Here is a 20,616-nt window from a genome sequence, read left to right as displayed (position 1 = left end):
GTTTTGCGGACAAAGGAGACGCCAGGGTGCAGTTCAACCCAATTGCCTCACCAAACAACTAATATGCGAAGATTATGCCTATATATTCGCGCTTAGGTCTAGCCCTTCTGTCTTTCAAAGGTTAAGCGCAGTACGCTTAATCCTGAACCTTTAAAGGTCTCCTTCAGACAGAATGATGCTTGGCGGTTTTTGGATTGTGTGAAAGGGGCGCTCATTACCGTATTGAAATTCTGCAAAGTTGATTTCTGCCATTTTTCTGTGGCCAAGACGTTCCAGTACGACGTGCTGAGTTACGGGGGATGACAGCTCTCCAATTACCAGCTTAAATCCTCTGCTTCGGGCAAAACCATCGGCTGCGGCCCGCATCTGCTTGTAGATGCCTCCACCGCCTGCCTCCTTCGAGACTGCTGCCATATCAACTAGAATGGCATCCGCGGCAGAGATCAGCCGCTTGCGCTGGTATTGGCGGCATAGATCTTTGGTTAGGGCAGACAAAGGTGCGAACTTCTGAGATGGGTTAGCTTTTTCGACAAGTTGGTTAGAAAAGTCCGTTACGATAAGGCACCCAACAAGATCACATGAGTGATTGTCTGTCGCAGCGATAGACAGGCCTTCACTCACCATCATTTCGAAGGGGTGGCGAAGGTGTTCCCGATACTCATTCAACCCAATCTTCAAAGCGCGGTGGAGAGTGCTGGCTTCGGTAAAAACTTGTGTCGCCAGATTGAATGCGGCATCCAGACGGGCAGCGTCGAGCAAGTTTAATTCAACCGCCATGATAACCCCTTGAGCATAATGACCCCTACAAAGAAGAATTTGTAGATTGGGGTCAATGATCATCACTCGCACGGGCGGAGCACGAGGACTTGGAAGGATACGTCAGTCGCTCGATGCATGGCAGTAAGGTGGTTTCGGCGAATCTCCTGCCGCGTTAGCTTAGTATGCACCCGCTCTTCGGATGATTTTGGGGCTGGTTTTGAAATACGTGAACGGCGATCGTCTTTTCATGAGTAGAAGCTAAGAAAGCCCCTGCCCGCCTCAACCCAAGTTCTTCTGACAAGACCCGCCCATGGTTTCTTGCAGCCCGACTTCGACCGTACGGTCCATTGCGTGCCACAAGGTCGAGATTGAAAGGAAAATATGTTTAGAAAGAAGGCCTTTTCGTGCGAGCATTGCAATCAAATGACCGCTTGAAATCAGGTTAAGGAAAAAATGAACGGCGCTCAATCACTCGTAAAAACCCTTTTGAACAATGGCGTGGATACAGTCTTCGCAAATCCCGGCACCTCTGAAATGCACTTTGTCGCTGCCTTGGATGAACACCCGGAGATGAATTGCATTCTTTGCCTGTTCGAAGGAGGAACGACGGGGGCGGCAGACGGATATTTTCGCATGAAACGTGATGTTGCGGGTACGCTGCTGCATCTTGCACCAGGATTTGGCAACGCATTTGCCAATCTGCACAATGCCCGAAAAGCAGGGTCCGGGATCGTTAACATCGTGGGCGATCATGCAACGCACCATCTGCGCTACGAAAGCCCTTTGAAGGGAGACATCCTCGGTATCAGCCAAGCAGTCAGTCATTGGACGCGAGTATCCTCCAATGCCACCGACGTAGCTACGGATGGAGCGGCAGCGGTTCAAGAAGCCCGCGCGCGAAACGGCCAGATCGCGACCCTTGTCCTGCCTGCCGACACAGCTTGGAACGAAGCGAACACAGCGGCAAACCGTTTGGACACCAGTGAAAGCCTCCATCGACCGTCAATGGGCGACATAGAAGCCGCGGCAGCCCGTCTTGTGACGCCGAACGTCGCGCTGATGATTGGCGGATCAGCCCTGTTTGGACCGCAGCGTGAATTGGCTGGAAAAATTGCCGCCACGACGGGATGCCGGTTGTTGGCCGATACTCTGATACCGCGCATTTCTAAAGGCGCAGGAACAGCAAAGCTAGACCAACTGGTCTATCCGATATCACCCAAGATCTCTCAACTTGAAGCAACGTCTTCGATCACTCTGCTTGGCACAGATAGGCCAGTCGCCTTTTTTGCCTATCCCGGGAAACCGAGCGTGCCCGAACCTCCGTATTGCCCCATTACGGACTTGTGTATGCCCACAGATGATATCGAGTGGACGCTGCGAGCGCTCGCAGACGCGGTCGGGGTCACAAGCAAAACGGTGGCAGAAACCCATCCGCTCGATCTGCCGGACATTCCCAGCGGGCAGTTGACCCTTGAAAAAGTTGGTTTGGCGTTGGCCGCGCTGATCCCGGAAAACGCGATCATCTGCAATGAATCCGTGACGTCCGGTTTTCACGTCATTCCACCTACAGCCACCGCCCGACCGCATGATCTGCTCGCTGGCACCGGCGGCGCGATTGGGTTGTGTTTGCCTTGCGCAACAGGCGCGGCCACCGCCTGCCCGGACCGAAAAGTCATTGCACTGACTGGGGATGGTTCGGCCATGTACACGCTACAATCACTGTGGACCATGGCGCGGGAAAATCTCGACGTCACGGTGATCGTATTTGCAAACCGCGGTTATCAAATTCTGCGCGATGAACTTACAAACGTCGGCGTAGCGAGCTATGGTCAGAATGCTCAGGCTATGTTTGACGTGGAGAACCCGACACTAGACTGGGTATCTCTGGCGAAAGGCCACGGTGTTCCTGGGACGCGTGCAAATGACATGGACAGCTTTGCAAAGGCGCTCTCCGCCGGTCTCTCCAGCGACGGGCCATCTCTGATCGAAGTTGTGTGTCCCCCGCCAGCATGAGTATTCTGACGCAGAACCTTAAGAGCAGATGAGACTATGCCCACCGACTTCGTTGAACTCGGCCCCAAAGCAGCAAGTACAACTATCCTGCTTGCCCATGGCGCAGGTGCCCCGATGGATGCCCCTGGCATGACGATGATTGCAGAAGGGCTGGCTGCGCAAAACCTTAGGATCGTTCGATTTGAATTCGCTTACATGGCGCAGCGTCGAACCGAAGGCAGGCGCAAGCCCCCTCCTCGCGCAGACAAACTAAACTCTGAATTTCTCTCTGCAATCGAAGAGCTGAAAGTTGATGGCCGGCTGATCATTGGTGGAAAGTCAATGGGTGGGCGCGTGGCCAGTATGATTGCGGATGAGCTATTTGAAGCGGAACGCGTCGCTGGTTTGCTATGTGCGGGCTATCCGTTCCACCCGATCGGCAAACCCGAGAAGCTGCGCACCGAGCATCTGCAAAACCTACGAACGCCAACCCTGATTTGTCAGGGAACGCGGGACCAGTTTGGCACGAAGGCTGAAGTCGGATCGTACAACCTATCATCTACAATCCAAATTGAATGGTTCGAAGATGGAGATCATGACTTAAAGCCACGCAAACGGGTTTCAGGTTATACCCACGCTGACCACATTAACGCGATGGGCGCAGCGGTTTCGGCTTGGCTTGACAGGATAAACTTGTAGGGCTGCTGTTTGGCGCCACCTGCTCCGGGATTGTCGTGTTACAGGGTTTAAAACGGCCCTGCAGACAGCAACGCGAATTTAGCAAAAGGTTGCAATAGCGTATGCATCATTCCTCGCCATAGCGGACATTGCATCCGCGGCGTGTCTAGGTCCGGTGTGCGGGACGCAGCGGACACACGCATTCCAGTGCTCGGTTTAAGTAATCAAACCTTTGTCGCCCATTCCGAAACGACGGCCCAACCGACCGCGTTCGTTCCGCAGCAACTAATGGTCGAGACTTGGCCTGCGACAGAAGGCGTGCAGGCGCCGCTGGCCGGTGAGGCACAGCAAGAACAACCAGATTGAACGCCGCGTTGTGCAACGCGCGGGACATCGGCCAGCGCGTAGAGCGGTGCGCCCACACTCTGAATTGCGTCCTTTGGTGGGAAAAGCGACGCGCGGTCGAGGCTGAAATCGTCCGTTACCGGGAAGATATCACCTTCCAGGACCGTCCCCCAGATGCCGATGTCTTTGATCGCGTCAGGAGCGACTTCGAACGGGTCTTCCTCAAGGATCGTGAAGTTTGCCAATTTGCCTGGCGCGATGGAGCCGATCTCTCCCTCCAGCCGAATGGATTGCGCGGCATCGATGGTGACGGCCCGCAATGCCTCCTCAACGGAAAGACGATGATCAGGACCCGCGACGCGACCTGACACAGTTGTTCTGTTCACGCCCGCCCACACAAGGTACAGGGGTTCGCCTGGTGCCATTGGGACATCAGAATGGAATGAAATCGGGGTGCCATTTGCCTTGATCGGGCCAAGCGGCACGATGTCGTCGGCGCGTTCGGGTCCGAGGCCGATATCACCATAGCGATCCGATAGCGCCGTCACATAGTAAGGATTGCCGCTGACGTTGCAGCCAAGCTCAGCGATCCGGTCAGCCTGATCCTCCCGCGAATAGCCGAAATGCACGAGTGTGGTCCGGTGATCCGGGCGCGGCATGCGGCGCATGTTCCGTTCGACCGCATCGAGAACCAGGTCTACAGCCAGATCGCCTGTTTGATGGACGTGAATTTGGTAACCGGCTTCCCAATAGGCGTCGAACGCTGAGTTGAAAACATCGGGTTCCATGATCCACTCACCGTGGAAGGCGCCGCCCACGTAGGGCTCGGACACCTGCATAAGCAGGCTATAGATTGCCCCATCCGCAAAGAGCTTCACTTGCCGTGGAAGGAAGCTCGTTTTGCCCTCTCCCCACGTCAGCAGGTTCTCCGTTTCTTCGATCATCCTGCCGTCGTCAAAGTACAACTCGTGCAGCGATTTGCCGTCGCCTATGAAGTACATACGGACCGGTACATCCGAGCCTGAGAACACAGAGTTCGTGGCGTCTTGAAGCGGCTGCGACAAAACACCCCCAGGCTCGCACCCCACCGTTACGCCTGCGCGATGCATATACTCACGTGCCAGCCGCAACCCATCGATCAAGCGCTCTGGTGTCGCCAGGATCGGAGCGACGGTTGGCAAGACTGCGAACATGCCAGCTTCAAAGAAATGGCCTTCTTCGAAACTTGATTGCTCTGCGGCAAGGCCCTGAAGGTTATCAACAAAGGCCTCGTCAATGCCGAGCAGATCCATAGCTGCCGTATTAAAGATAAACTCATGGGCGGACCGATGGACGATGATAATAGGGCGCGTTGTGCTTACTTCATCCAATTGCTGACGTCGTACGTCGCCGTGAAAAAAGTGATGGTAACCCCAAGTGAGAAGCGGCGTCTCGGCATCCTCCAAAGCAGCCTCAGCAGCCACCAGACGCTCTCGGTACTCTTCCTCCGACCGCACTGCCGGCGTCAGACCCGTCGGAAGGTTCCAGTCCTCAATCGCAATGATCTCTGCCGTCAGGGTTAGACCGGCAAGAAAAGGATGGACGTGCTGGTCAATAAGCCCGGCGATCACGACCTTGTCGGCAAAGGTCTCGTCGACGCGGAAGGGTTGCCGGCCAATCCGGTCGACAATTTCGTCGCGCGATCCGGCTGCCAAAACGCGATCACCAACAACAGCCACCGCGTCAATATTTTGCTCATTGCCCTCCATCGTAATCACGCGGCGAGCGGTGTAGAGGGTAATTTCAGGTAGAGCTTCAAGCTGCTCTCCAAGGTCCTGCAACGAGAACGCCGTGTCAGCGGAGGTTGCGCTAGCGATGGCAGACGATGAAGCGCCAACGAGCAAGGTAAGCATCCCGCGGCGGGTAAGATGGGTCTTTAGCATTCCACGCTCCTAGCTACCTATTGTTCGCCCAATGAAAAACTAACACGAGGCCAATTAGGCACTAAGAACAAATCGTCGCACAAAGCAAAGAAGCCGTGTTTGACATGAGATCAACTTCGCCAAGACAATCGTCCCGCAAGGCCTGCCAATGGGTGCAAAGCACAGTTACAGTAGTCGCATCCTAATCTGCTCTGGGCTTAAGTTGTCGTTCCCTGCGGTGTGCGGATTGTCTGATGGCAGCCCATAGCGGACCTTCTTAGCCAGGCTTTGCAATTTCCGATATGCGGACAAAGCTGCCGTCGGACGAGGCGACGCCATTGGCCGCTTTTTTTGTTGCCAAGGTAATTTCCATCGTGCTTCGCTGCGCCCTAGGTGTGACGGCTCCTGCGAGCAAAAAGCTAGCGCCGATCTTCCGTAGAGTGTCAGCATAGGCCTGATCCACAGCCGGAATGGTATGATCGTAGTCCTCTGGTTCGGATGCCTCGATGTTTACTACGGTTTTGTCCATCCGAATCTGGCCTTCAGGGTTCCTGAGAAAAACGTCGCGCCAAGAATGCTGAGAGAACTGGTATTGGCGGCAGAACACCCGTTCACCGACAGTAACGAACATCAAACGAATGAAGCGATGTTCATATCCGGCCCTGATTTCGTGCTGGAATGTCCGTTCGACAAGCCGCGCCAGTTCTTCTTGCGTTTCCGGTGGTGGCGCGGCTATGAAAAGAGCTCGTTTCACAGTGTTCGTCGAATACGCCCAGATGAGCCTTGGCACCCCAAGGATCAATCGCAGTGCCGATGGCTGCTCCATGTCTATTGCTCGTTTCTGGTGTTTATGAGGTCATGCGACCGAAGCCGGGTACCTGAGTAGCGAAGACCATTGCGCTCCGGTTTCCTTCTCAGAATACTCCCAAAGTTTGCTGGCTTGTTCCTCATCGAGAACACTTTCTTCGAGGACGCATTCTCCCACCGACCCGGCCATTTCATTACGTTTGGTTGGTCCATAATAGGCAGTTTCTTTGAGGTTTTCCTCGGTTGCACAGAGCACCTCGGGCCAAGCGCCACGCTCTGCGGACTGGGCGAACGGAGCTGCGATGGTCAGCATGAATTTGATGAAGCCCGCGCTTTCTTCCTGTGCCAGTGTTGTTTTGGCCATGCCCGGATGGCAGACGTGCACCGAGACGGGAAGACCCGCAGCTTTCACGCGACGTTCCAAGTCGTACGCAAACATCATTTGCGCAAACTTTGAGTGGCAGTAGGTGACATGGGGGTTGTAGTTCTTGTCAAAGTTCATGTCGTCTAGCTGCAGCCGTTTAAAGCCCATCTTGTGGCCACCACTGCCAACAACAATAATCCGGGCTGTGCTTTCGACCAGACGATCAAAGATCAGGCTTGTCAGCAGGAAGTGGCCATAGTGGTTTGTGCCAAGCTGGCTTTCAAAGCCATCTTTGGTGAACTTCTGGGTGGCAACTTGTGCAATGGCCGCGTTCTGAATGAAGGCGTCGATTTGCGGAACTTCTGCATTCACGCGCTCGGCGGCTTTGCGCACCGACGACAGGTCGGCGAGGTCCATTTCGATGAAACTAACTTTCGCGTCGGTACCAACTTCGGATTTGAGTTGCTTGATAGCAGCTTCGGTTTTAGGAGCGCTGCGGTTCAGCATGACAACAGCGGCCCCTTTGGACAGAAAGATTTTGGCAGCCTCATAGCCCGCACCAGCGTTTGCGCCGGTGATGAGGTAAGTTTCGCCAGTCAAATCACTTACGCGCTCGGGGGTCCAACCTTTGGGGCCGTAAGGGTTTTCTTTCTTCATGGTTGTGCTCCTGCTTGCCCAAGCAACTGACTTGGGTGCTCCATTAGGTATTTAGGTTTAGAAATCTTTTCCCAGAAGTTCGTTGGACAGGTCCCAAAGTTTTTGAGCGCTTTCGGCGTCATAGGCATGGGGGGCATAGCCTCCAGTCAGCGGGTTCTCTCCGACAGGTTCGGCCACGTCGCAATCTTCCAGGTAGAGCCCGGTCTTGTCCTCAAGATCCGGCGAAGTTGCTGCCCAACAACTGGTCGCCGCCCCTTGCGGGATGGATTTGAACAGCTCGGCGTGTTGGGTTTCGATCACCCTGAACACCTCCCAAGCTTCTTCTGCCATATCTCGGGTCAACTCGGTCTTGATGACACCGGGATGAACGGCGAAGCTGCTGACGTTCTTGTCTGCCCAACGACGCGCCAGTTCGGTCGTGAACCAGATATTGGCAGTCTTCGACTGACCATAGGACTCCAGCGCGCTATAAGGTCGGGTTTGGTAATTTGGATCGTCGAAGTTCACCGGTGCGAAGGCATGAGCGCCCGACGACAGATTGACCACCCGCGCGTGTCCCGCAGCTTGCAAAGGGGCGGCCAGCAGGTTGGTCAACAGGAAGTGGCCAAGGTGGTTGGCTGCAAACTGAATCTCCCAACCTTCTGCGGTGCGAGTGAGTGGTGGCGATCCTATGCCCGCGTTGTTGATCAGAATGTCGAGCCTGTCGTGCTTGGTCAGCCATCTTTCTGCAAAGGCGCGGACGGTGCTTGGCTTGTCCAGCTCAAGCGAGGCTATTTCGATGTCTTGGCCGGTCTGTTCCTTAATGCTGGCGGCGACGGCAGCCATCTTTTTTGTAGAACGCGCCACGATAGTGATCCCCGCGCCACGGCCGGCCAGTGCTCGAGCCGTTTCGGCACCCAGTCCAGTAGAACCGCCGGTGACCACAATGATTTTGCCGGTTAGGTCGATACCAGCCAGCACTTGGTCAGTGGTGGAGGCTTTGTCGAAGGAAATCATTTTTTCCTCACAAGGGAACAGTCTGAGAAAAAGGAGGGTGGCAGACACCAAATACTGGCCTCTGCCTAAACAGTTTATTTGTTAAAAAACACGGCTACAGCGTCTGTCGATGCCTTCACGGCCTCTGGCTTGTAGTAGAACTCAACATGTCCAAATTCGTCGAAGGTCAGAACTTCGTGTTCGTTTGTCAGCCTCTCTGTGAATGCGGTCGAGCAAATCGCAGTGAAGGCCGATGGGCTGTAGATGATCAGCGCAGGCTGCGTGATCTTGTCAGCATAGTGCTCTCCAATGGAAATCAACGACTGCATAGCCTGATCGCCGTTATGCTCATTGGTAAAGTTTTTAATGGTGCCCGGACCTGCAACACCATCTTTACCGTAGTAGCTGTAGGTTTCAGCGGCCATTGGAACACCAAGCGCGACGAACTCTTCTTCGGTTTGATCGTCATTAAGAACATTGGGCCAGCCCAGATCCGCTTCGCCGGTTTCGTACATCTTCTGCTTGGACGCGTTGGCAGCATCAATCATCATGTTCGCCATGTTGCGGTCCGTCCATTGGAAGGCGTCCGCTGCCATCATGCCCGAAACGGTTGCAATCTTCTTGATGCGGTGGTCGGTTACAGCAGCCGACGCGATGATCGAACCACCCTGACAGACGCCCAAGCCATAGATTTCTTCGACGAAAGGCAGCGTGCCGAGATAGGACACTGCATCCCAGGTGTTTTCAATCAGACGGAACATGTAACGTGACTGTTTGAACTCACCCGGCAGAGCGGGGGAGTCACCCATGCCCAGGTAGTCAAATCCTAGGTAGATAAATCCGCGTGCCGCCATTTCTGGACCATAGGTGGCTGGAACCTGGTCTTTGACTTGCGGAAACGGGCTAGCACCGACGATTGCCTTGTAGGTCTTTGTCTCGTCAAAACTTTCCGGAAGATAAAGATCGCCGACCAAATCCACACCAAAGGATTTGAATGTAACTCGGTTTGCGCCTGCTTTGAAAACTGTCCGCGTCATCGCTTTGATCTCCTAGGGATGTGGCGTGTTAGTGTTGCAAAAGTAAGGTGCGTAGTTTACTTAGGGTGGCGGCAAGCAAATGTAAACAAAAATTCTTACCTTTGAGCTCTGAACCATGAAGCGTACTGAAAAAAAACGACAAAATATCATCGACGCAGCAGTTGAAGAGTTTCGGTCGCACGGATTTGAAGGCGCGCGTACCATGCGGATCGCGCAAGCTGCGAGCGTTTCGAGTCGCACGCTTTACAATCACTTCCCGACCAAGGAATCCCTGTTTGATGAGATTGTTGAGATCATCGTAAATGAGACCGGGGCCATCCAATCCACGCCATTTGATCCAGAGAAACCTTTACGAGAGCAGCTTGTTAAAGGCTTAGAAGACTACATCGCAGCCATTACTGACGAACGGTATTTGGGGCTCAATCGGATGGTGATGACGGAGTATCTGCGAGACCAGGAGTTAGCCCGGCGCGTGTTTGCACGCGCCGAGATGAGCAACAACCCGGTACGTACAATAGTCGCTGAAGCTGTAGCTGCAGGCCAACTCAAAGACGTGGATCCGAATTACGCGACCGAGCTTCTTACCGCAGGTGCAAAGGCATTCTTCTTTTGGCCAAAGTTCCTAATCGGAGCCGACAGCTTGGATGGCGCTTCAACCGTAATTGAAGAGAGTGTTGATATGTTCTTGTCCCAGTATCATACAGAATCCCGAAGCTGACATTCGGGCTAGATGCAGCATTGGTTGAAATGGGCTCAGAGCGGACTTGCGGTGCTGCAGCGCTCGATTTTCAATGGTTTATTACAGCTAAGCGGACTTTGTCATCGTTGCCGTTCCGGACGTTTGCTGGCGCAGCTTTCTCTCGCATATGCAGCGCCAAGACCGCTGTTGGACTGAGAGTGTCGTCAAAACGGTCGTTAGAGTGTTTAAGTGTTAATCAACATCCCTGCCTGGCAGCGAGTAATTAAACTGGAAACGAAGATGGTCACGAAAGCGGGCATCTGACGCTCTAGTTCGGATGCCCGTGAAGTAAGTAAGTTACCTTTTCGTGTAAACCGCAGCACTTGACAATATGGGATCGAGGCTGACGTTCTCCGAGCACAGGATCAATGACTGCTATCCGGCGATTGAAGTTCTGGTTCGTATGGTCCGCTGGGGAGTTAACCACTCAACTATAGATCGCTTCACGCAACATCCGTACAGCGACGTTCGTGGTTTGTTATAACGATGAAATTGATGCCGGGTCACGAAACCTGTCATTCGAGGTCCGGATCGACAAAGACCGCAATGCGGACAAAACCGGACCTTTGGATGCCAACCTATAAACGCAAAGTACCATCGCCATTAAGTCGGATTGTCGGCAACCTCAGAGTCTCGCGGCGCACTTTACAATAATACAACCCGTCTTCGGAACAGGCATCGCGCGAGAGCTTATAAGTTACCGGTTTCTTGATATCGTGCTTGTTACCAACCCAAGCGAATTCATGAGAAAGGGTGTCAGCTGCTTCTGACATTCCGGCGTCCGACATCGAGATTGTCGCACTTGGTCCTAGGATTTGAACGGTGTCGAAGCCGCAGTTTTTCTGTTTCAAATTGAAAGCAATCGGTGGAAGGCTCAGTACAGGAAGCGCTGAGCGTCCGAGTGTAAGAGAAAAATCCTCCAAGTCTCCGCTTTCTTCTGCAATATCAATTTTTTGCTCGACGAGAATAGCGGTTCGAATTGGACAAACCAAAGACAAAGGATTATTTCGATATGGATATCTCGGGTCATTCCAAACTTCCGTCAGAACATCCTTGTTTATCATTAAAAAGGCTATTGAATTGGTAATGCCGGGGTAGCCTCGATTGCAAAGATGCCAAACTGATTGACCGAAAATCCCGGCATAAGGATCACTCAAACCTAACTGCATAGCCGTCTTGGCAAAGATATTCCTCACTTCTGAATAGTGAAGTTCAGTCTCAGTCTCACTGGTTCGGTGATGGGCCATACTCAATTCCACAAATCACTTTTAGCCTTCAGAACGAAAGCCCAATCAAAAAGAGAAAAGTGGCAAAAATTCGATCTTTGAGCAGCCATCAAGGGCTCAGAGTAGTCATCCGCCAATTTTTGTCTGTCTATCTACCTGTACCAACGTAACTAACGGCAGTTGTGCGGACAAAGCAAACATTCGGGTCTTTCGCATGAATGACCGCTTAGAAGTTGGCGAAACTATCTTCGAGGAAGGAACGGCAGGCCGCACCTTCCTCAAGGTGAATTTTAACTCATATGCTTGTCGAGGAATTCAATCATCGTTTCGGGATGTTCACCGAAGAAATTGTAACCGATAAAGCGGCGGGTATCGCCGTCTTCGATCCAATGCAGCTTCTTGTCCGGGTTCGGCAGCAGGTCAAAGGTGGTCTGCACGTCTTCCGGGACCGTCCAGACATCATCTTTGTTCTGCACAATATAGGTCGGCATCTTGATGTTCTTGGCGAAAAGGTGAGGCGTCATCTCATTCAGGTTCAGCCCCCTGACACTTTCGACTTCTTGCACAAACGTGTCGTAAAACTCTCCCAAACCCATGCCAGCAAGGGCTACCTTGGACATGACATTGATTGATGCAGGCTGAGCGCAAACAAACGCTTTCACGTCCTCGAAGTATTCTGGGTTCTCTGACATCGCGTGGATCGCGGCACCACCACCGGCGCACGGGTTGAAAAGCCCTATTTTCATGTCCTTCAGCGTGTCTTGCGATTTGACGTAGTCGAATGCCGCCAAGACGTCTTTGTACTCATCTGCAAAGCCCTGACCCCAGGCGTTGTCCGGGGCGGTGTCGCTTTCACCATGGTTTCGAAGATCGTAGGTTAGGACGTTGTAGCCCGCGTCGTGCAATGCCTTGTGCACTTTGCCGAACTTCACTTCGACATTCTGGAAATCGCTCCAAGGCTTCATATGTCCCGGAAAACCATAGCGATTGAGGGTGGCCGGATGATTGCAAATTATAAGCTTGTTAGAGCCTTCAGCCGGGATAAACCAAGCCGCCAGTTTGATGCCGTCATCGGCAGTGAACGTGACATCTTCATGTTCCATCCCGTAGTCCTTGGGCGTCTCCAATATAGGTGCGCGCTCGCCATCAATGGACACGGAGCCACGGGCCACCGCTTTGAGCGTCGCAAGTTGGTCTGGGGTTGGTTGAGCAGTCACTTCTGTTCTCCTTTAATTGGCGTGTCTGATTGTTCGGGGCCGGTCGTCCGAGCCCGTTGGAAGCGGTTCATGTTGAAGGTCGTTTGAGAGAAGCGGACGCTAGGTGTGGATTGGCACCTTGTCCGGGCCGTCTGGATGGCGGGAACGCCATTCTGCCGGGGTTTGGTGTTCCCACTTTTGGAAGGCTCGATAGAATGACACCTGGTCCTCGTATCCGAGAAGGTATGCGATCTCGCTGATGTCGAAATCGGGCTCGTCGAGATACTCGCACGCCAGTTGATGTCGCGTGTCTGATAACAGCGACTTAAAGCTGTGCCCTTCACCCCTTAAGTGGCGCTGCAAGGAGCGTTCACTGATGGCCATGTCACGTGCGATGCTGCGTAGTTCCGGGCGACCGGCGGTCAGAGCACGCCGCAAGTGCCAACGGACTTGATCGGTCAGTGATGTGGTGTTCTCGGCCTTGTTCAGATCAGCATCGAGTGCCACGTCCAGCATCTCAAGAAGCTCGCTGTTGTAGCTGGTGAAGGGTATCTCCAAGTCTGCTTGGTTGAAGGTAATTCGGGCGTTCGGAGCGTTCCACGCAATGGGGCAATCGAACCAGGTCTCTAGTCGTTCGCTTCGGCTCCGACGTAGCTCGATGCCTTTAGGCGATATTGCTTGTTCAGTTCCCGCCCGGACCATGTTCACCAGAAACGTGAACGTCGCATCTGTGAGTGCGTCAGGTTCCGTCTGCCTGGCATAGGTCCAAGCGGTTGTCACAGCACACCCGTCGTCCTCGACGCTCACTCGAAACTCTTCAGGAGCGCACAGTGCTTTGAACCGCGCGACCCGGTGCAAAGCCTCCCCAACATTCTTGGCGTGGAACGCAACAAGAAAGGACGGCGGCAAGGTTGCTTCGTGCATGGAATCCGTCAATGCGAGGCCGATGTCGTCACCGCCGAGGGCTTGGAGGGCATCCCACAATGCAAACAGTTGCTTCGTAGTCATGCGCCCCTCAGGTGAGAATACGCTCGGCGGTAGCTTTGCGTCTCGCAAAAGAGCTGCGCGGCTGATCGACAGGCTTTCTAGAGCTTTCCAGAAAATGTCGGGCGTCTTTATTCTGTCGGGCGTTGGCATCTGCGTAGTCCTCGGTGTCGGAACAAAATATAGACTATGACAACGCAGAAGTTTATAGCCGCACCCGCCAAACCAGTCGCAGAACACGCCAACAAGCACCTCTCGCTGCTACGACCCAAGCGGTCAATCGACCAACGCACAGCATCTGGTACTTTGGGGTTCGAAGTGGTCATTCTCTGCGGTGCGCGGGGTTGGCTGATGGCAACGCAAAGCAGACGTTCGTCACGGGACTTTGCAATTCCGGCATGACGGACAAAGCTGACTTTCGGGTTTCCTGTCGCTGTTAAAACCTATTCTGGAATAACCTCGATCAGATAACGCACGTCCTGAATAGTTTTTTGGCCGCCGTCCCATTTTGAAATCGCCGAAATTGACAAGTCGTAGGTGCCGACCGGAAGAGGTTTAAGCATGAACCAATAGCCATCAGTTGCGGATGGATAATAACTCGGCGGATTGTACTCACTGGGAATTCGGTCAAGAATATCAAAGCAATCTGCCGAACCAACAAGATGCAATGCAGGATTTGGAAATGGCGTCCCGTTCAGTTTGACTTCGATAACGTCAGTCGAAACTGGCTCAAAATCCACCCCCTCTATAGCCTCGTCACAACTCTGTTCAACCCCGGGAGGCGTCCAACCGATGTTGTTTATAACTGTAAAGAAAAGGCTTTTCCCAAAAGGTACCTGACACTTCCGTTCAGTGATTTCGCCGGGTTCGGCATCGGCAAGAAACCAGACTTCTCCTGATTGCATAGCAGCACAGTGTATTCCGGTGGGATCAAGTCTCGGGTTCTGTATCTTCGGAATACTGTAAAACCACTGCCACCAATAGTTTGCCAAATCTGACATATTGGCTTCATCTGGGTTTACAAAATAACCCTGTGGATCGAAGCTTTCTTTCGAAGAAACGGGTAACGCTATCAGAAGAAGAAAGCAGGAAATTGCTACCCTTAATGATACCCTGGCTCTCACACCTTTTAAGGCCATTTTCGCTCCAATCGAAACCAGTCTCTCGGTATGCATCTATAGACTATCGGATGCTCCTCGCAACTTGGATAACCTTTGGGTTCTGATTGTTACTTTGGACTCAAAGCGGCCTTTGCGGTCCGTGGATGCAGTGACCTACAAGGTTAACACAACGGACCATTCATCGTCTGCTCAGCGGGACAAACCTGGCATTCCAGGCTAATATTAGGGATCGCAATACTTCTGCAAAGGACTGGCCTGAGTGGACCTACCGGCTTTTCCTCGCACAGTAGAAAACGACAACGCAGTGCTCATGTTTTGCGATTTGCCCGCAAATAGTAAAAACGGCTCCCAACACATATTGGGAGCCGCGATTGTTGAGAATGATTGGACTTGGAAATCAGGCGTGTCCTCCGCCGATCAAACCGATACCCGAAGTCAGACCGAACCAAGCTTTGACTCGCAGACCGACCGCCTTGATGATACCCATTGCCTGTATCCCGTGGGCGACAAGTGTTCCTTCCATATTACCTTCAAAACTGGTGGTGTAGGATTGGACGATGCAACCGCTACCTGGCACCAGAAGATCGCGGTGCTCTGGGTGCACCAGGTCAAGATGGACGACGATCTGACCCCGTTTCGCCTTTTCACTAGGCTCGATCAAGCGACCGCTGGGTGCAAGCTGACCAGAAGAAATAGACTCTTGAATACGTACGATCCTTGCCGGAAGAACGGTATTGCGCATCGAGATGTTGAAGTTGCTTTCGCATGCCACTTCCGCCGCCATTCCCTCGTACAATTCGGTGCGTGAAACCTGCGAGAAACCAGCAACGATACGCCCTCGCTCAACATCTTTCCGATCGGGTACGATCAGCATAGCGGGGCTCATTGCGGCTTGTGCTGCGCGCGATCCGATATTCAGGGTGACTTGTTCCACCACACCGTCGACAGAACTGAGCGTCAGTGTCTTTGACAGTTCCACCTGAGCCTGCTTCAAAGACGCCCGCGCCGATGCGAGCTGGGCAGGCAAAACGGCATGCGCCTGGACTTGTGCCACGCCAAGCTGCGTCTCTGCAGCTTCAACCTCTGCTTCTCGGGTGCTCAAGGTTGCCTGGGCACGTTCCAGCTGGCTCACTTGAAAGGCCGCAGAGCCTTTCGCTTGAAGCGCCTCGTGATCCATTAGTACCAGCTCAGCTTGCTCTCGAGCGGTTATGGCGGCATCCAGCACGGCTTGCGCAGTTTGGACTTGCAACTCAGCTGCTAGTTTTGCGCTTTCGATCTCCTCAACTTTGCGCGTCGCAAAGTCTACAGCGGCTTGTTCAGACGTATTCTCGACGGCAAACAGTGGGGCACCCGGTTCGACACGATCGCCACCTTTTACATAGATATCGGTCACTGTTCCGCCGTTCTCTGCGACGACAGGAACAGTTCTGAAGGGCACAAGGCCAGTGTAGGACTTGGGGTAGTAGTAGAATACAGCAAAGAAAACGATCAGGGCCAGGACGAACCACATGAACAGCGCCCGGTGAACGTTGTAGAGGGTGACTGGGATCCCGCGCCATTTTAGGTAGATCAACCGCAGGACAAACGGAAAAGATGTGACGAGCAGTTCAATCATTATACCAACTCCTCTTTCGAAGGCCGCCACCACAACATGAAGTCACGGGCGATTGCGGTCAGGATCAGCGCGCCTGGTAGCAGAATGCTGAAGTGGCTGAGCGCGGGCATCAATTCGTATGCCAAGGCTATGGTAAGCATCACTGGAATGGTTGTGCGCAGCGGAGTGCCAACTGATTTGCGCTCGGTATAGCGTTCAAAGCGCGCGTAGAGGTGCACGACCAGTAGGATCGCCAGGAAGAGAACAACCAAGCCAACCCAGGCATAGGTGTCGGTCTGATTGGGCGCGACCCACCATCTCGGATCGCCACCAGCGGCGAAGGCGGGAGTTGAGATGAGGCCAAGTATAGGCGCCATCAGGAACGCGGGTGGTTTCATGTTTCAGGTCCTTTTGTTTTACAGCCATGCTGCGTGTGAAGATTTCAGGTGTCTGGTGGACGTCAGTTCTCGGTCGATTTTTGTGAAGGTTCTGCGGGCTGCTTCTGCAGAACGTAAGGGGGATCCCAGCGTCGTCCGTTCGATGTTTTTTCGCCAAGCGCCGAAGTGTGCAGACCGTGGATTTTCCCACCGGACCACTCCTGTTTGGCGGAGTTTTGGATTGCCTTAAGAACGCGGTAGTACCTTGCGAAGTAGATCATGGTCGTTTCCTTTCTGATGACCCGGACCTAACCGTCGTCGCGTCTGCGATCCTGAGGGTTCTGGACATTTGTTATTGTCTTCTGGACAATTGCTGTGACTGCAGGGAGTTGCGTGCCATTCAGGGGAGGACGCGAAAGTGCCACGCATCAGCGCTTACAGACTGCAAAACGTCGGGCTGCGTTATTCACAAGAACCCGGCGCGCGCATTCCGTTTCCTGAAGTCCTGGAAATGGCGGGGGCACCCTCTGATATCGGCGACAGCCCCGACGCAACTGTCGAGCTGCTACATGAGGCGGGCGCAGTTGAAACCGCCTGCCGGGTTTTGGAAGACAAAGCTTTTGCCGCGCGCGTTGGGCTTTCGGCGCAAGGTCCCGGAACGCTTTTAGCTTACATCGTGCGGGCAGCCGAAACGATCGAAGACGCGCTGACGCTGACGCAGCGTTTTTACGCAATGCAAGACCCTGACCTGCGTCTGGACGTGTTGGGGGCGCTCGACGAGCCAAAGATCACTCTGGAGAGCAGTGTAATCCCGGCGCATCAATATCCTCGTCATCGCGAAATGCTGATATTCGGCCTCTATAAGCGAGTTCAACAAATCACCTCTGGCGGGCTTGCCCCGATCTCTATCGAGTTGGAAACGGACGATGTCGAGCACTGCCGACGGCTGGCCGAATTGGCGGGATGTGAAGTCGTAGGCTTCAAGTCCGGATACGCCTTGGCTCTGCCCCCAAACGGCATGAGTTTTCAGATACCAACAGCAGATTCCACTTTGTTGGGGCATTTGCGTAGGCACGGGGAAGAGCAACTAAAGGCTCAGCCTGATGCAGTCCGAAGCTTGTCCGACCGCATTGTGGAGATGCTCGGGGAGCGTCTTCCCGGACCGATTCCAAACGGCAACGATATAGCCGAAGAGCTTGGACTGACGCGGCGCACTATGACCAGACACCTGTCGGCCGAGGGAACAAGCTTTAAAGCACTCTTAGAAGGGGTGCTATGCGACCTGTCCAAGCGGATGTTTCGTAGTGGTGAGGGTGTTGCCCGCGTTGCCTTCATGCTTGGATTTGCGGATCAGGCCGCCTTTTCAGTGGCGTTCAAGCGATGGACGGGTGAAACGCCCGCCAGGTTCCGTAAAGCTGGCCGCTAAGTCCACCGGCGCCTGCCACGCGCGGGGCCGCAAGATGTCCAAGATCCACAAAACCTTGTCCGGTCTCCAAAAGAAAGCAAGCCATCGGGTCACCTAGTTCAATGGCACACAGCAGCCGCGGTGGTTGCTGACCCAGAAACAGGATGAACCCTATGAAGACCTCGAAGAAACTCTTTTTCGCGCCGATTTCCGGAGCGCTTCTTTTCACGATGGCAGCCACAGCTCATGCCGACTACGTCACCGACAAAGCGATCAAAGGCGCAGTTGTCGGCGCCACTGTCGCCGGCATTGCCGGCGAAAACATCGTAGGAGGCGCTGCCGCCGGTGCCGCAGTTGGTGCCGTGGGCGGTGCGATCCAGAAAGACAACTTTGAAGACGCGCAGGAAGAAGCACAAGAGCGCCGCGACGACTTCAAAGATGACCACAAACACCGGAACGACTGAAACTCGACCGCCATCAAAAAAGAAAAAGGAGAAAATACAGCCGAACAAACCTGATTGGTCAGCATAGGGTCCCTTGGACATGCGCTGTTAGCATCCAGACGCAACTTGACTGACCACCCCGCACAGAACTCGCACAGTTTCTGATAGGCTGCCATCCAGCTCTTAAACGAGCCGGGTGGCAGCTTTGTTTTGGGCCTTCAAATTTAGTAGTTCCGATGTGATCTGACAGTTGGCCGTTTTTCCGGCGGTGTCTGTCAGGTCAAGTTTGGTTCAGGGACTTTTCCTTCCAGATTTCTTTGCCCTCGATCATGGTTTGGAACGGCGTTCTGCCGCAACACATTTTGCGCTGATGAGTGCGCCCGTGGTTGTAGTGGTGCAGCCATTCGTCCAGATCGGCCTGCAAAGCTTCGATGCTGTCGTAGAGCTTCTCGCGGAACGCGACCTGATAAAACGCCTGCAACACCGTCTTGCGATACCGTTCGCAGATGCCATTGGTCTGCGGTGATTTCACCTCGGTTTTGGTGTGGTCGATATCGTTGATCGCAAGGAAGGGCTGGAAATCGTGTTTGTCGACACGCCCGCAATATTCTGTCCCGCGATCTATCGCGATCCGCAACACCGGCAGATCGTGCTCGTCATGGAATGGTAGCACTCGGTCATTGAGCAGGTCGGCAGCGGTGATCGGTGTCTTGGTGGTGTAGAGCTTGGCATGCGCCACCTTGCAATATCCTCGATGCTGCATTTGCCCTAGGGTCGGCAGCGTGTCCAAGACTGACTTTCACAACCAAGCTTGGAAAGATCTGTAATACATAACCAAACATCCAGTTGCAGAGGCAGTATCGGCGGCGGCATCCAACCCACTTAATTCGTTGACAATTCTGTTTAACATCGCACTACGGCTTCTCCAGATTGATCCCATGAATGCCTCATCTTCTAGGCACTCCTTTGGCTTGACCACCTTTACTTGCTTCGGAACTTAGTCGGTGTCATTCCGGTTTGACCTCGGAAAAAGCGAGTGAAATGGGACTTGTCAGAATAGCCGAGCATCAGACCAATCTCCGCAATTGTCGTCTGGTCTTCTTTGAGGTGTTCTTTGGCGACATCGATACGTAACCGTTTGATCTCGCGGGGCAGCGTCGTGCCTTGTTGTTGAAGCGCTTTCAGAAACCGTTCCGGCTGTATACCCAGCAATCCGGCCACCACCTCTGGCCCCAGTTCGGTTTCATCCAGCTTGTCGCGTAAGACGGATCGTAAAGCGGCCACCACGGTGACTTCTTCAGTCTGTCGAGCCGAGGCAAAGGGTTTGGCAGAGCCCTCAGAGGCATGGTTCAAAAACAACCATTCCACCGGAAAACTAATTTGCATTCCGGGGTCGGTCCCAAGGCCGACTTCGATCCCCTTGTAGTCGACAGGCAGACCAGTAATATATCGGCTTTCCCAACGCACACGGGAAGCCTCCCAGGCATCTCCGACGACGGTCTGCAAGAGGCGTACATAAATTGCGGCGCCAAAACCAGTCACTTGAATGGGTGGGACAGCGGGTTCCTGTTGTCTCTCGATACGATAGGTCGCTTTGTCTGCTTCAATGACTAGGCTGTGCCGCACGGAATTGGACTCCTGCGGTACAAGCCCAACAAAGCGGGTAAAAAACTCGAACAGCGAGTTTGTTGATTGCAGGGCCTGAGCGAACGGAGGCCATTCCTGCAGGTCAAAAGTCTCGCCTACATTCAGGCCAAGGTATCGGTCGCCTGACAAGTCTGAGAAGGCATTTAGCAGACCGTAGACCAGCTCTGAGTGGACACAGACGGAAGGGTAAGACAACAGTTCGGACTTCAAGCCGACCTGATCCAAAGCCGGTTGCGGGTTGATCCCACGGTCGGTGAGATACTGCAGAAAAGGAGCCGCCAACGCGAGGCGAATGAAGCCTTCGCTATGCTCTTGAGAGGTAGAGTTGAACGGCAATCTCGTTACCCTTTCAGGATCAAATGCTGTAAT

At 53.6% G+C, this 20,616-nt stretch carries 19 protein-coding genes and 1 pseudogene; 4 read left to right on the top strand and 16 right to left on the bottom strand.

Features of this window, described 5'->3' with window-relative positions; translation table 11 throughout:
• Positions 1-150: 150 nt before the first annotated feature.
• Positions 151-840: a hypothetical protein gene (locus GOW98_RS19075; RefSeq protein ID WP_170334950.1), complete on the bottom strand. Its 690-nt coding sequence runs from the start codon at positions 838-840 to the stop codon at positions 151-153.
• Positions 841-1,212: 372 nt separating this feature from the next.
• Here GOW98_RS19075 and GOW98_RS19070 point away from each other — a divergent pair, with 372 nt between their 5' ends.
• Together GOW98_RS19070 and GOW98_RS19065 are read left to right on the top strand one after the other, a co-directional pair.
• A complete protein-coding gene (locus GOW98_RS19070; protein ID WP_170334948.1) occupies positions 1,213-2,772 on the top strand; it encodes an acetolactate synthase large subunit in 1,560 nt (519 codons plus the stop codon).
• Between the two features lie 36 nt (positions 2,773-2,808).
• Positions 2,809-3,450: an alpha/beta family hydrolase gene (locus GOW98_RS19065; RefSeq protein ID WP_170334946.1), complete on the top strand. Its 642-nt coding sequence runs from the start codon at positions 2,809-2,811 to the stop codon at positions 3,448-3,450.
• A 203-nt stretch (positions 3,451-3,653) separates the two neighbouring features.
• On the opposite strand, the gene GOW98_RS19060 is transcribed toward GOW98_RS19065, so the two are convergent.
• The 5 genes from GOW98_RS19060 to GOW98_RS19040 all read right to left on the bottom strand — a co-directional run bounded on the left by GOW98_RS19060 (position 3,654) and on the right by GOW98_RS19040 (position 9,515).
• A complete protein-coding gene (locus tag GOW98_RS19060) occupies positions 3,654-5,696 on the bottom strand; it encodes an amidohydrolase (RefSeq protein ID WP_254438072.1) in 2,043 nt (680 codons plus the stop codon).
• 256 nt (positions 5,697-5,952) lie between these two features.
• Complete coding sequence (locus tag GOW98_RS19055) at positions 5,953-6,501, bottom strand: hypothetical protein (RefSeq protein ID WP_170334944.1); 549 nt, start codon at positions 6,499-6,501, stop codon at positions 5,953-5,955.
• A 30-nt stretch (positions 6,502-6,531) separates the two neighbouring features.
• The gene (locus GOW98_RS19050; protein ID WP_170334942.1) at positions 6,532-7,503 is read right to left on the bottom strand and encodes an SDR family oxidoreductase; all 972 of its coding nucleotides are present in this window, start codon (positions 7,501-7,503) and stop codon (positions 6,532-6,534) included.
• Between the two features lie 57 nt (positions 7,504-7,560).
• Positions 7,561-8,499 carry an SDR family NAD(P)-dependent oxidoreductase gene (locus tag GOW98_RS19045; RefSeq protein WP_217359644.1) on the bottom strand — a complete coding sequence of 313 codons (939 nt, stop codon included), beginning with the start codon at positions 8,497-8,499 and terminating at the stop codon, positions 7,561-7,563.
• A gap of 74 nt (positions 8,500-8,573) precedes the next feature.
• On the bottom strand, positions 8,574-9,515 hold the full coding sequence (locus GOW98_RS19040) for an alpha/beta hydrolase (protein ID WP_170334940.1): 942 nt from the start codon (positions 9,513-9,515) through the stop codon (positions 8,574-8,576).
• A 115-nt stretch (positions 9,516-9,630) separates the two neighbouring features.
• Here GOW98_RS19040 and GOW98_RS19035 point away from each other — a divergent pair, with 115 nt between their 5' ends.
• Positions 9,631-10,233: a TetR/AcrR family transcriptional regulator gene (locus tag GOW98_RS19035; protein ID WP_170334938.1), complete on the top strand. Its 603-nt coding sequence runs from the start codon at positions 9,631-9,633 to the stop codon at positions 10,231-10,233.
• Between the two features lie 599 nt (positions 10,234-10,832).
• Here GOW98_RS19035 and GOW98_RS19030 read toward each other — a convergent pair.
• From GOW98_RS19030 to GOW98_RS18995, 7 genes are all read right to left on the bottom strand, one after another.
• Positions 10,833-11,501: a hypothetical protein gene (locus GOW98_RS19030; RefSeq protein ID WP_170334937.1), complete on the bottom strand. Its 669-nt coding sequence runs from the start codon at positions 11,499-11,501 to the stop codon at positions 10,833-10,835.
• 269 nt (positions 11,502-11,770) lie between these two features.
• Positions 11,771-12,697, bottom strand: coding sequence for an alpha/beta hydrolase (locus GOW98_RS19025; RefSeq protein WP_170334935.1), 927 nt, complete (start codon positions 12,695-12,697; stop codon positions 11,771-11,773).
• Between the two features lie 99 nt (positions 12,698-12,796).
• Positions 12,797-13,813 (bottom strand): AraC family transcriptional regulator, encoded by a 1,017-nt coding sequence (locus GOW98_RS19020; RefSeq protein WP_170334933.1) that lies wholly within the window; start codon positions 13,811-13,813, stop codon positions 12,797-12,799.
• Between the two features lie 290 nt (positions 13,814-14,103).
• Positions 14,104-14,835: a hypothetical protein gene (locus GOW98_RS19010; protein ID WP_170334929.1), complete on the bottom strand. Its 732-nt coding sequence runs from the start codon at positions 14,833-14,835 to the stop codon at positions 14,104-14,106.
• Positions 14,836-15,178: 343 nt separating this feature from the next.
• On the bottom strand, positions 15,179-16,426 hold the full coding sequence (locus tag GOW98_RS19005; RefSeq protein WP_217359643.1) for an HlyD family secretion protein: 1,248 nt from the start codon (positions 16,424-16,426) through the stop codon (positions 15,179-15,181).
• On the bottom strand, positions 16,396-16,773 hold the full coding sequence (locus tag GOW98_RS19000) for a hypothetical protein (protein ID WP_170334824.1): 378 nt from the start codon (positions 16,771-16,773) through the stop codon (positions 16,396-16,398). The genes GOW98_RS19005 and GOW98_RS19000 overlap by 31 nt, the downstream gene beginning before the upstream one ends.
• A 62-nt stretch (positions 16,774-16,835) precedes the next feature.
• A complete protein-coding gene (locus GOW98_RS18995; protein ID WP_170334927.1) occupies positions 16,836-17,033 on the bottom strand; it encodes a hypothetical protein in 198 nt (65 codons plus the stop codon).
• A gap of 137 nt (positions 17,034-17,170) precedes the next feature.
• Here GOW98_RS18995 and GOW98_RS18990 point away from each other — a divergent pair, with 137 nt between their 5' ends.
• Positions 17,171-18,178 (top strand): helix-turn-helix domain-containing protein, encoded by a 1,008-nt coding sequence (locus tag GOW98_RS18990; protein ID WP_170334925.1) that lies wholly within the window; start codon positions 17,171-17,173, stop codon positions 18,176-18,178.
• 98 nt (positions 18,179-18,276) lie between these two features.
• Here GOW98_RS18990 and GOW98_RS18985 read toward each other — a convergent pair whose 3' ends face one another.
• The 3 genes and pseudogenes from GOW98_RS18985 to GOW98_RS18975 all read right to left on the bottom strand — a co-directional run bounded on the left by GOW98_RS18985 (position 18,277) and on the right by GOW98_RS18975 (position 20,583).
• Entirely contained in the window at positions 18,277-18,702 is a 426-nt protein-coding gene (locus GOW98_RS18985) for a hypothetical protein (RefSeq protein WP_170334923.1), read from the bottom strand.
• Positions 18,703-18,880: 178 nt separating this feature from the next.
• Positions 18,881-19,348 (bottom strand): annotated as a pseudogene (locus GOW98_RS18980) (integrase core domain-containing protein); the annotation flags it as partial.
• Between the two features lie 233 nt (positions 19,349-19,581).
• Positions 19,582-20,583 (bottom strand): AraC family transcriptional regulator, encoded by a 1,002-nt coding sequence (locus tag GOW98_RS18975; protein WP_217359642.1) that lies wholly within the window; start codon positions 20,581-20,583, stop codon positions 19,582-19,584.
• Positions 20,584-20,616 lie beyond the last annotated feature (33 nt).

The organism is Ruegeria arenilitoris (assembly GCF_013032445.1).
Classification (GTDB): domain Bacteria; phylum Pseudomonadota; class Alphaproteobacteria; order Rhodobacterales; family Rhodobacteraceae; genus Ruegeria; species Ruegeria arenilitoris_F.
This window is presented reverse-complemented; position numbering and strand designations above follow the sequence as displayed.